This is a genomic window from Klebsiella sp. JB_Kp042 (assembly GCF_040065275.1).
Lineage (GTDB): Bacteria > Pseudomonadota > Gammaproteobacteria > Enterobacterales > Enterobacteriaceae > Klebsiella > Klebsiella quasipneumoniae.
On the sequence record NZ_JBEAJL010000100.1, the window covers coordinates 99,813 to 111,840 of the forward strand.

Sequence of the window (12,028 nt, forward strand, 5' to 3'; positions counted from 1 at the left end):
TATCCACAGAGGCGATCAGGCGTCTGGCTCTTCTTCCGCAATCTTCAGCAGCCACTCCGGCACACCTTCCCAGTACTGCTGCTCTTTTTCCAGATCCAGCAGCACCAGCGCATTCTGGCTAAACCAGTTGTGCGGGAAGGTCAGCGTCCAGTGGTGAGCTTCCGTCTGCAGCCGTAGCGTCGGCGGCGTGGTGGTGGCCTGACGCTGGTTATTCAGCAGCACGCCGAGGCGCAGCAGCTGGATCAGCGGCAGAAACTGCTTTTTCCTGAACAGCGTAAAGCGCGGCAGGTCGTCGAGTTTTATCGCTTTCCGATGATAGCGCACCAGCGTGGCCATCAGCATCTGCTGCTCCTGGTTGAAGCCCGGCAGGTCGCTGTTCTGCAGAATGTAGGCCGAGTGGCGGTGCATGCCGCTGTGGTTAATATTCAGGCCCACCTCATGGAGCATCACCGCCCACTTCAACAGCGCCGCGAGGTGTGGATTGGCCAGCTTCGGATTCTGCTCCTGCCACTGCTCCAGCATAAGGGTGGTGGTTTCCAGCACCCGGCGCGCCTGTTCGCGATCGATGTTGTACTGATTCGCCAGACTCTGCGCCGTGCGGCTACGAATATCCTGGTGGCGGAAACGGCCTTCCATTTCGTACAGCACGCCTTCACGCAGCGCGCCATCAGACAGACGAAGCTCTTTAATGGCTAACGCGTCAAACACGCCGCACAGGATCGCCAGCCCCGGGGCAAAGACCGCTTTACGGTCTTCCGAGAGGCCGGGCAGGCTGAGCGCGTCGAAGTTTTTATGCTTCAGCAGCTCACTGACCAGCATTTCGAGGCGTTCCGGCGTAATAAACCCGTCCTTCTCGCCCATCGCCACCAGCACTTCCTGGGCGGCTTTAATGGTGCCGGAGGCGCCCAGCGCCACGGTCCAGCCCTGAATACGGAACTGCCAGGCCAGGGTTTCCAGCTTTTGCACCGCCGCCAGGCGAGCGCGCTGGAAATTTTCCTTATTGATCGTCCCGCCCGGGAAGTAGGCCTGGGAGAAACTCACGCACCCCATGCGGCGGCTTTCCACCAGGCGGGGCTCAAAATCTTCACCGATGACCAGCTCGGTCGAACCGCCGCCGATATCAATCACCAGCTTACGGCCGCGCTCCGGCTGCGTGTGCTCCACGCCCATAAATATCAGGCGCGCTTCTTCATTACCGGAGATGATCTCGATCGGGTAGGGGATCACTTTTTCCGCGCGTTTAAGAAACTCCGCCGCATTGGTCGCCTGACGCAGCGTATGCGTCCCGACGATGCAGACGCTGGAGGGAGAAAATCCCTGCAGGCGTTCGGCAAACAGCGACAGGCAGTTCAGCCCGCGGGTCATGGCTTCTTCGCTCAACACCGAGTTTTCATCGAGGCCATCGGCCAGATGTACGCGCTGTTTCAGGCGTCCGATGATCTGCATGGCGCCGTCGACGACACGGGCGATCACCATATGAAAACTGTTCGAACCAAGGTCAACCGCAGCGAACTCCTGCGGTCGAGGGGTTTTTTCGTTTATTGGCATAGGTTAGTCGGGTTGTTCGAGTGATTTGAGATAATCGTAAATCGCCATCTGAGCGCGCACTTTACGGCGATTGCCGCGCGGCACATAGCGATTACTCAGTTCTTTATCAAGATAGCGCGCTTTTACCGTATCGTTGAACAGGATATCAAAAATATCCAGCACCCGCTGTTTCAGGCGCGGGTCGAGCAGCGGGGCGGCAACTTCGATACGATAATCGATATTACGCGTCATCCAGTCGGCAGAGGAGAGCCAGACCTGCTTATCGCCACCGTTTTCAAAACAGTAGACCCGGTCGTGCTCGAGGAAACGGTCCACAATGCTGATGACGCGAATATTTTCGCTGATGCCTTCCAGACCGGGGATCAGCGAGCACATGCCGCGGATCAACAGGTTGACCGGCACGCCGGAGCTGGAGGCGGCATACAGTCTGTCCACCAGCCCTTTGTCCACCAGGTTGTTCAGCTTCAGGGTAATACCGGACGGTTGCCCGTTCTGCGCATTAGCGATCTCGCGGTCGATCATCTCATACAGCAGACGACGCGAGTTCTGCGGCGACACCAGCAGGTAATCGAAGCTAACCGGGCGGTAGGGGTTTTCAATAAAGTTAAACACCCGGCGGACTTCATTGGTAATGCGCGCATCGGCGGTTAACAGCGAATAGTCGGTATAGATCCGCGCGGTCTTCTCGTTGAAGTTACCGGTGCCGATGTGGGCGTAGCGCACCACCTCATCGCCTTCTTTACGCGAGATAAGGAACAGCTTGGCGTGGATCTTCAGGCCCGGCGCGGAGAAGATCACGTGAACGCCCGCTTCCGTCAGGCGCTTCGCCCAGTGAATGTTGGCCTCTTCGTCAAAACGCGCCTGCAGCTCCACCACCACGGTGACTTTTTTACCGTTGTGGGCGGCGTGGATCATCGCGTCGATGATGCGCGAATCCTTGGCCACGCGGTAGATGTTGATTTTGATCGCCAGTACGCTGGGGTCGAACGAGGCCTGGCGAAGCAGCTCCAGCACATGCTCAAAAGTATGATAGGGGTAGTAGAGCAGCACATCGCGTTCGCGAATGGCGTCGAAGCCGTTGCGGAATTTATCAAACCACAGATGACGCAGGCGCGGCATAGGTTTATTGACCAGATTGGCCTTACCCACGTTCGGGAAGCCGATAAAGTCTTTAAAGTTGTGATAGCGGCCGCCCGGCAGCATTGAGTCATAGTTGGAGATGGAGAGCTTATCACGCAGCATTTCGACCATCGCGTCCGGCATATCGCGCTGGTAGACGAAGCGAACCGGCTCGGCGGTCAGGCGCTGTTTCAGGCTGGAGGACATCAGCTCCATCAGGCTCGACTCCATCTCATGCACCAGATCGTACTCGGCGTCACGGGTCATTTTCATCGAGTAGGCGTTCAGCGCATCGTAATCAAAGAAGCCTTTAAAGATGTCGTCCAGGCAATAGCGCAGAATGTTATCCAGCAGGATCATTGGTTTACGGCGACGAGGCGCTTCCGGCGGCAGGTTTACGAAGCGCGGGACCTTATCCGACGGAATTTCCAGCAGGGCATAGTTGATGTTTTCCCCACGGATAATCTCCACCGCCAGATAGGTGTAATCATCTTTCAGAAACTGCACGAGGTCCGTTTCGCGGTTAATCAGGATCGGCGAGATATGCTGGCGCAAATACTGTTTAAAGTAGTTGCGCAGCCAGGCCTGCTGATTGACGGACAGCTGACGCTCATTGATCAGGAAGATCTGGTTGCGCGCCATCTCCAGCAGCAGTTCGTTATACAGACTATCGAATTCCTGATCGGCCTTCAGCACGCGGGCCTGGATTTTGCCTAACAGGTGGCGAGAATGGGCGGTACTGCCTTGTTCTTCACTGATAATAATCCGGCGCTTAAGCTCAGCGAAGCGCACTTTGTAAAACTCATCAAGGTTGTTGGAGTAGATCCCTAAGAAGCGCATGCGCTCAATCAGCGGGTTACTCTTGTCCGCCGCTTCCTGCAGCACGCGCTCGTTAAAAGACAACCAGCTGAGTTCTTTTTCGATGTATAGCTTTTCCTGGCCCATTACCGCTCACACTCCGTTTTACTCACAGGACGTAGACTATTATGACGAATTTTTCTGCATAGCGATTTACTGTGTCACAACTATATGACAGTAAGAAGAATTATTTCTGTGAGATGTTTGATTAATAAACAATTTTAATTAAAAAAAAGCCCCGCGATGGCGAAAGGCGGGGCTGTTGTTCATTCTTCAGCGGCATAGCCCTGGGGGGGAAGCTGTCGTTCATCCAGCCAGGCGTGGTTGCCCTCCATGCGCAGACGTCCCTCAACGAACCAGCTTATCACCAGCGGATAAATGGCATGTTCCTGGGTCTGAACCCGCGCCGTGACCTCTTCCTCGCTGTCGCCAGCAAAGACCGGCACTTTGGCCTGCAGGATAACCGGACCGCCGTCCAGCTCGTCGGTGACGAAGTGCACCGAGGTCCCATGCTCCTCGTCACCGTTTTCCAGCACCTGGCGGTGGGTATGCAGGCCAGGATACTTCGGCAGTAACGAAGGGTGGATGTTCAGCAGACGTCCCTGATAGTGGCTGACGAAGGCGGGGCTAAGGATACGCATATAGCCCGCCAGCACCACCAGATCCGGGGCGTAGGCGTCAATTTCATGCATCAGCTGACGATCGAACGCTTCCCGGTCGGCAAACTGACTTTGCGCCAGCGCGTGGGCCGGGATCCCGGCCGCGCGCGCGCGCTCAAGGCCGAACGCATCGGCCTTGTTACTGAATACCGCACGCAGGGTGCCGTTGATCTGTTTCCGGCCGCAGGCGTCGATGATCGCCTGCAAATTACTGCCGCTACCGGAAATCAGCACCACAATGTTTTTCATGCAATGACCACACGCTGTTCGGAATCGGAGGCTTTGATATACCCGATTTTCCACGCGTTTTCACCTTTCTCGTTCAGCAGGGCAATGGCCTTGTCTGCTTCTGCAGCCGGCAGGGCGATAACCATCCCCACGCCGCAGTTAAAGGTACGGTACATCTCATGCTGGCTGACGTTACCGGCGGTTTGCAGCCAGTTGAAGACGGACGGCCACTGCCAGGAAGACTCATCAATCACCGCCTGGGTGTTGTCCGGCAGCACGCGCGGGATGTTTTCCCAGAAGCCGCCGCCGGTCAGATGGGCGATGGCGTGGACGTCAACGCTGGCAATCAGGTCGAGAACCGATTTCACATAGATGCGGGTCGGCGCCAGCAGATGGTCGGCCAGCGGTTTGCCGTCAAGGTCGGTGGTCTGCGGGTCAACGCCGCTAACTTCAATAATCTTACGCACCAGCGAATAGCCGTTAGAGTGCGGGCCGCTGGAGGCCAGCGCCACCAGCACGTCGCCGTCAGCGACTTTGCTGCCGTCGATGATTTCTGATTTTTCCACCACCCCGACGCAAAAACCCGCCACGTCGTAATCTTCGCCGTGGTACATCCCCGGCATCTCTGCGGTCTCACCGCCCACCAGCGCGCAACCGGACTGCAGGCAGCCTTCGGCGATGCCGTTGATGACGCTGGTTGCGGTATCGACGTCCAGTTTACCGGTGGCGTAATAATCAAGGAAAAACAGCGGCTCAGCGCCCTGAACCACCAGGTCGTTCACGCACATGGCGACCAGGTCGATGCCGATGGTGTCGTGACGCTTCAGATCCATTGCCAGACGCAGCTTGGTACCGACGCCGTCGGTGCCGGAGACCAGTACCGGCTCGCGGTATTTCTGCGGCAGTGCGCACAGCGCGCCGAATCCGCCCAGTCCACCCATCACTTCCGGGCGACGGGTTTTCTTCACCACGCCCTTAATACGGTCGACGAGAGCGTTGCCTGCATCAATATCCACGCCGGCATCTTTATAGCTGAGAGAGGTTTTGTCGGTCACTGCGAAGTCTCCACGCGTTTGCGGTAAGCAAGAAAAATCGGCGCAATTCTAACAGGGAAAGCAAACGTTTGCGAGCCTGCTTTACAGTCGGCGTAAAACCGTTGGCGGATGGTCAAATTTGATACTGCTCACGAAAATGAAACCGGGTACAGCCTTGTGCTTGCCTCAGTCCCAGGGAATCCTCATCATACGACTGAAACCGGTTTCTGTGGTTGGCTGCCGTGTGGATCACCGGTGCATTATGCTCGACAGGGGAGGGATGAATGAAGATTGCGGCATTTGATATCGGCGGCACCGCGCTAAAGATGGGCGTCATGACCCGCGACGGCAGGCTGCTGGAAACCGCGAAGCAGTCAATCAATGACAGCGATGGCGATCATATCTTACAGACCATCCTGTCGTGGCTGGCGGCCCACCCGTCGTGCGAAGGTATAGCCATCAGCGCGCCGGGCTATGTCGATCCGCACAGCGGCTTTATCACCATGGGCGGCGCTATCCGTCGATTTGACAACTTCGCCATGAAATCGTGGCTCGAGACGCGAACCGGGCTGCCGGTCTCGGTGGAAAACGACGCCAACTGTGTGCTGCTGGCCGAGCGCTGGCAGGGCAAAGCGGCGGAAATGGCCAATTTTCTGGTGCTCACTATCGGCACTGGCATCGGTGGAGCGATTTTTTGCCAACATCAGTTGATCCACGGGGCGCGTTTTCGCGCCGGTGAGTTCGGCTATATGCTTACCGATCGTCCCGGCGGACGCGATCCCCGTCGCTACTCGATGAATGAAAACTGCACCCTGCGGGTGCTTCGCCATCGCTATGCGGAACATATTGGCGCGCCGCTGGATAGCGTCACTGGCGAAATGATTTTTGACCGCTACGACGCCGGCGACCCGGTTTGCCAGCGTCTGGTCGCCGAGTTCTTCAATGGCCTGGGCCATGGCCTTTATAACCTCGTCAATATCTTCGATCCGCAGACTATTTTTATCGGCGGCGGCATTGTGGAACGCCCTGGATTTCTGACGCTGCTGCGCCAGCATCTGGCCTGGTTCGGCATTGCCGACTATCTCGATACCGTCAGTCACGGCAATGATGCCGGCCTGATTGGCGCGGTTTACCATTTCAATCAGCACTATCGTTCGCCTGGCGACGATCGACCTTAGGGAGAGATTATGTCCGGATTTAAAGAAGGTTTTCTGTGGGGCGGCGCGGTGGCGGCGCATCAGTTAGAGGGCGGCTGGCAGGAGGGGGGCAAGGGGGTCAGCGTGGCGGATGTCATGACCGCCGGCGCCCACGGGGTGCCGCGGGAGATCACCGATGGCGTGGTAGCGGGGAAAAACTACCCGAACCATGAGGCGATCGATTTTTATCATCGCTACCCGCAGGACCTGGCGCTGTTTGCCGAAATGGGCTTTAAATGTTTCCGCACCTCGATTGCCTGGACGCGTATTTTCCCGCAGGGCGATGAACAGGAGCCGAACGAGGCTGGCCTGCAGTTTTATGACGATCTGTTCGACGAATGTCTGAAACACGGTATTGAACCGGTCATTACGCTGTCGCATTTTGAAATGCCCTATCACCTGGTCACCGAGTACGGCGGCTGGCGTAACCGCAAGCTGATCGACTTTTTCGTGCGCTTCGCCAGGGTCGTCTTCACCCGCTACCAGCATAAAGTGAAGTACTGGATGACCTTCAACGAGATCAACAACCAGGCCAACTACCATGAGGACTTTGCCCCCTTCACCAACTCCGGTCTGAAGTATGTGCCGGGTGAAGATCGGGAACCGGTGATGTACCAGGCCGCACATTATGAGCTAGTGGCCAGCGCCCTGGCGGTGAAAGCGGCGCGCGAGATCAACCCTGCTCTGCAGATAGGCTGCATGATCGCCATGTGTCCCATCTATCCGCTGACCTGCGCGCCGGACGATATGATGATGGCGATGAACGCCATGCACCGCCGGTACTGGTTCACCGACGTCCACGTGCGCGGCCGCTATCCGCAGCATCTGCTCAACTATTTTGCCCGCCGCGGCTTTAGCCTGGACATGACCGAAGCCGATCGTCAGGCGTTAACCGAAGGCTGTGTCGACTACATCGGCTTTAGCTACTATATGTCCTTCGCCACCAAAGCCACCGAAGATAACCCATTGCTCGATTATGATGAAACCACCAGCCTGGTCTCCAACCCGTACGTGAAAAAGTCGGACTGGGGCTGGCAGATAGATCCGGTCGGCCTGCGCTATTCGCTGAACTGGTTCTGGGATCACTATCAGCTACCGCTGTTTATTGTCGAAAACGGTTTTGGCGCGATCGATGTTCGTGAAGCGGACGGCAGCGTGGATGACCAGTACCGTATCGATTATCTCTCCGCCCATATCGCGGAGATGAAAAAGGCGGTGGTCGAAGATGGCGTTGACCTGATGGGCTATACCCCGTGGGGCTGTATCGATCTGGTTTCCGCCGGCACGGGGGAGATGAAAAAACGCTACGGCTTTATCTACGTGGATAAAGATAATGAAGGCAACGGCACGCTGGACCGCAGTAAGAAGAAGTCGTTCGACTGGTATAAGAAGGTGATTGCCAGCAACGGGGAGCAGCTATAATTTCCCGATGGCGCTGCGCTTATCGGGCCAGCGTGGTTTCCAGTCCGGGTAAGCGTTAGCGCCGCCCGGCAGAACCCCGCGCTAAAACCGGAGCCTCGTCTCCGGTTTTTTTGTCTCTAAATCACTTTGCTTGATATACGTCAAGCAAGATGGGTATGGCCTAATCCGAAAAAAGCGGTATAATCCCGCGATTTTTTTTGTGGCTGCCCCTCAGAGGAGAAAGAGAATGAAGATTGTGGAAGTCAAACACCCACTCGTCAAACACAAGCTGGGCCTGATGCGCGAGCACGACATCAGCACCAAACGCTTCCGTGAACTCGCCTCAGAAGTGGGCAGCTTACTGACTTATGAAGCCACCGCCGATCTGGCAACCGAGAAAGTGACCATCGAAGGCTGGAACGGCCCGGTGGAAGTTGAGCAGATCAAGGGCAAGAAAATTACCGTCGTGCCTATCCTGCGCGCAGGCCTCGGCATGATGGAAGGGGTGCTTGAGCACGTGCCAAGCGCGCGTATCAGCGTGGTGGGTATTTATCGCAATGAAGAAACCCTCGAGCCGGTACCTTACTTCCAGAAGCTGGTGTCCAACATCGATGAGCGTATGGCGCTGGTGGTTGACCCGATGCTGGCCACCGGTGGGTCGATGATCGCCACTATCGATCTGCTGAAAAACGCCGGCTGCACCAGCATCAAGGTGCTGGTGCTGGTGGCGGCGCCGGAAGGGATTGCCGCGCTGGAGAAAGCGCACCCGGACGTTGAGCTGTATACCGCCTCTGTCGATAAGGGACTGAACGAGCACGGGTACATCATTCCCGGTCTCGGCGATGCCGGCGACAAGATCTTTGGTACGAAATAATCGAATAACGATAAATAAGCCGACTTTGAGAGTCGGCTTTTTTTTGAATAAAACACACATAACTAACCATCTCAGAGGAAAACACTATGACGCGCCGTGCTATCGGGGTGAGTGAAAGACCGCCGCTTTTACAGACTATCCCGCTTAGTTTGCAGCACCTGTTTGCCATGTTCGGCGCAACGGTGCTGGTGCCAATCCTGTTCCACATCAACCCGGCCACCGTGCTGCTGTTCAACGGTATTGGTACGCTGCTGTACCTCTTTATCTGTAAAGGCAAAATCCCGGCGTATCTGGGATCGAGTTTCGCCTTTATCTCTCCGGTGCTGCTCCTGCTGCCGCTGGGCTATGAAGTGGCGCTGGGCGGTTTCATTATGTGCGGCGTGCTGTTCTGCCTCGTCTCCTTTATTGTCAAAAAAGCCGGTACCGGCTGGCTGGATGTGATGTTCCCCCCGGCGGCGATGGGGGCCATCGTGGCGGTTATCGGTCTGGAGCTGGCAGGCGTGGCGGCCAATATGGCCGGGCTGCTGCCAGCCGACGGCCAGTCACCGGACAGCAAAACCATTATTATCTCGATGGTAACCCTGGCGGTGACGGTGTTTGGTTCGGTCCTGTTCCGCGGCTTCCTGGCGATTATCCCGATCCTGATTGGCGTTCTGGTGGGCTATGCGCTGTCGTTTGTGATGGGCGTGGTTGATACCACCCCGATCGCCGAAGCGCACTGGTTCGCGCTGCCAACCTTCTACACGCCGCGTTTTGAATGGTTCGCCATCTTCACCATTCTGCCCGCTGCGCTGGTGGTGATTGCCGAGCACGTCGGTCACCTGGTGGTGACGGCCAATATCGTCAAACGCGATCTGATCCGCGACCCGGGCCTGCATCGTTCGATGTTTGCCAATGGCCTGTCGACGATCATTTCCGGCTTTTTCGGCTCGACGCCTAACACCACCTACGGGGAAAATATCGGTGTGATGGCGATTACCCGCGTCTACAGCACCTGGGTTATCGGCGGCGCGGCGATCATTGCGATTCTGCTCTCCTGCGTCGGCAAACTGGCGGCGGCGATCCAGATCATCCCGGTGCCGGTGATGGGCGGCGTGTCGCTGCTGCTGTACGGGGTGATCGGCGCCTCGGGGATCCGCGTACTGATTGAATCGAAGGTGGATTACAGCAAAGCGCAGAATCTGATCCTCACCTCCGTGATCCTGATCATCGGCGTCAGCGGCGCCAAAGTGCACATCGGCGCCGCTGAGCTGAAAGGGATGGCGCTGGCCACCATCGTCGGTATCGCGCTCAGCCTGATTTTCAAGCTTATCAGCGTCCTGCGTCCGGAAGAGGTGGTTCTCGACGCCGTGGATAGCGAAGAGGTTAAATAACGATCGCCTGACCGGGCGGCGATCCCGCCCGGTTCTCTCCTGACCTAAATCTGTGATAAACTCTTCGCGTTTTTCTGTAAGCCTATGTTGAGGTCCATCTGAACGCACCGGCACAGCTCTCTTTGCCACTGTATCTTCCTGACGACGAAACCTTCGCGAGTTTCTGGCCGGGTGATAATCCTTCTCTACTTGCTGCCCTCCAGAACGTACTGCGCCAGGAACACAGCGGGTATATTTATATCTGGTCACGTGAAGGGGCGGGTCGCAGCCACCTGTTACACGCCGCCTGCGCCGAGCTTTCCCAGCGCGGGGATGCCGTGGGCTACGTGCCGCTGGATAAACGCACCTGGTTTGTGCCGGAGGTGCTGGAGGGGATGGAACAGCTGGCCCTGGTCTGCATCGATAACATCGAGTGCGTCGCCGGGGATGAGCCCTGGGAAATGGCCATCTTTAATCTCTACAACCGGATCCTGGAATCAGGTAAAACCCGGCTGCTGATCACCGGCGACCGGCCGCCGCGGCAACTGAATCTTGGTCTGCCGGATCTTGCCTCGCGGCTTGACTGGGGGCAGATCTATAAGCTGCAGCCGCTGTCGGATGAAGACAAACTGCAGGCCCTGCAGCTGCGCGCCAGACTGCGCGGCTTTGAGATGCCGGAGGACGTGTGCCGCTTCCTGCTGAAGCGGCTGGATCGCGAGATGCGCTCGCTATTTATGACCCTCGATCAGCTGGATCATGCCTCGATTACCGCTCAGCGCAAGCTGACGATCCCCTTCGTGAAAGAGATCCTTAAACTCTAGTCCGCCTGCGGAGTCAGTTCCTCCTCCGTCAGCCCGGTCAACCGGGCGACCAGGTCGCGCGCCAGGCCACTGTGTAGCATAGCGGCGGCGATACGCTGCGCCTCTTCTTTCCGGCCTTCCTGACGGCCCTGCGCCAGTCCCTGCGCCAGGCCCCGCTCCAGACCCTGCTGTTCCAGATATTCCGCAATTGTCATCAACGTCTCCTTGTGCTGCGGCGTACGTAACGCCAGCTCGCGAATGAACTTGATCGGCTCTCGCGCGTTGCCTGCCTGCACCAGATAGTGCATCAGGGCTTGTACCTGCGATTCCGTCGCCAGACCAGTCAATAATAATTCGCTCAGTTTGTCGAGGAGCTGCGCCAGATCGCGTTGTCGAATATGTTTTTGCAGTAACTCCAGCGTCGCCATGCGCTGGTGGGTGGCAATGTCGTCATCCGGAATGACGGTAATGTCCGCCAGCGGAAACGCCCCGTGATAAAGGTGGCCGGCCAGCTCCGGAGCGACGAATTCATCGAGCCAGCGCAGTGAGAACGGGTAGGGGCTTACCAGACCGTGGTAGAAGAGAACAGGGATCACCAGCGGCAGCCGATCGTGGCCGGCATCAAGGTGGCGCTGCATGGCGGCGATGGCGTAGCGCATCAGACGAAAGGCCATATGCCGGTCGGGCGTGCTCTGGTGTTCGATAAGCGCATAAATATAGCCGTCTCCCGCCGTGGTTTTCAGGGAATACAGAATGTCGGCGTAAAAGGGACGCAGATCGTCTTCGACAAAATGCCCGGACTCGAGATGCAGCGTACGCAGATCGCACACTTTAAGCAGCGTCTCGGGCAGGTACAGCCGCAGAAAATCGCGGGCGGTATCAGGGTGGGAGAGATAGGTCTTAAATACGGCATCGTGAGGCGTTGAGGTTGGTTTTTTCATGTTCATCCGTCCAGTGGA

10 protein-coding genes are annotated in these 12,028 nt (G+C 57.2%); 5 read left to right on the plus strand and 5 right to left on the minus strand.

The window, feature by feature from the left end; genetic code table 11:
* Positions 1-15: 15 nt before the first annotated feature.
* The 4 genes from ppx to purM form a co-directional block, all read right to left on the minus strand.
* Entirely contained in the window at positions 16-1,548 is a 1,533-nt protein-coding gene (gene ppx, locus ABLV54_RS21585) for an exopolyphosphatase (protein ID WP_004201914.1), read from the minus strand.
* Positions 1,549-1,551: 3 nt separating this feature from the next.
* On the minus strand, positions 1,552-3,612 hold the full coding sequence (ppk1, locus tag ABLV54_RS21590) for a polyphosphate kinase 1 (protein WP_002913838.1): 2,061 nt from the start codon (positions 3,610-3,612) through the stop codon (positions 1,552-1,554).
* 179 nt (positions 3,613-3,791) lie between these two features.
* Positions 3,792-4,433 carry a phosphoribosylglycinamide formyltransferase gene (purN, locus tag ABLV54_RS21595; RefSeq protein WP_023290625.1) on the minus strand — a complete coding sequence of 214 codons (642 nt, stop codon included), beginning with the start codon at positions 4,431-4,433 and terminating at the stop codon, positions 3,792-3,794.
* Positions 4,430-5,467, minus strand: a complete 1,038-nt coding sequence (gene purM, locus ABLV54_RS21600; protein ID WP_101881313.1) for a phosphoribosylformylglycinamidine cyclo-ligase — start codon at positions 5,465-5,467, stop codon at positions 4,430-4,432. Before purM ends, purN begins: the two co-directional genes overlap by 4 nt.
* A gap of 263 nt (positions 5,468-5,730) precedes the next feature.
* On the opposite strand from purM, the gene bglK reads away from it, so the two are divergent.
* The 5 genes from bglK (at position 5,731) to ABLV54_RS21625 (ending at position 11,090) form a co-directional block, all read left to right on the plus strand.
* Positions 5,731-6,624 (plus strand): beta-glucoside kinase BglK, encoded by an 894-nt coding sequence (bglK, locus tag ABLV54_RS21605; RefSeq protein WP_023290623.1) that lies wholly within the window; start codon positions 5,731-5,733, stop codon positions 6,622-6,624.
* 9 nt (positions 6,625-6,633) lie between these two features.
* Positions 6,634-8,064 carry a 6-phospho-beta-glucosidase gene (locus tag ABLV54_RS21610; RefSeq protein WP_023290622.1) on the plus strand — a complete coding sequence of 477 codons (1,431 nt, stop codon included), beginning with the start codon at positions 6,634-6,636 and terminating at the stop codon, positions 8,062-8,064.
* A gap of 226 nt (positions 8,065-8,290) precedes the next feature.
* Positions 8,291-8,917, plus strand: a complete 627-nt coding sequence (gene upp, locus ABLV54_RS21615) for a uracil phosphoribosyltransferase (RefSeq protein WP_004201927.1) — start codon at positions 8,291-8,293, stop codon at positions 8,915-8,917.
* 86 nt (positions 8,918-9,003) lie between these two features.
* Positions 9,004-10,290 carry a uracil permease gene (gene uraA / locus ABLV54_RS21620; protein WP_023290621.1) on the plus strand — a complete coding sequence of 429 codons (1,287 nt, stop codon included), beginning with the start codon at positions 9,004-9,006 and terminating at the stop codon, positions 10,288-10,290.
* Positions 10,291-10,388: 98 nt separating this feature from the next.
* Positions 10,389-11,090 (plus strand): DnaA inactivator Hda, encoded by a 702-nt coding sequence (locus ABLV54_RS21625; protein ID WP_020947395.1) that lies wholly within the window; start codon positions 10,389-10,391, stop codon positions 11,088-11,090.
* On the opposite strand, the gene ABLV54_RS21630 is transcribed toward ABLV54_RS21625, so the two are convergent.
* Entirely contained in the window at positions 11,087-12,010 is a 924-nt protein-coding gene (locus tag ABLV54_RS21630) for an Rpn family recombination-promoting nuclease/putative transposase (RefSeq protein WP_023290620.1), read from the minus strand. The genes ABLV54_RS21625 and ABLV54_RS21630 overlap by 4 nt on opposite strands.
* Positions 12,011-12,028 lie beyond the last annotated feature (18 nt).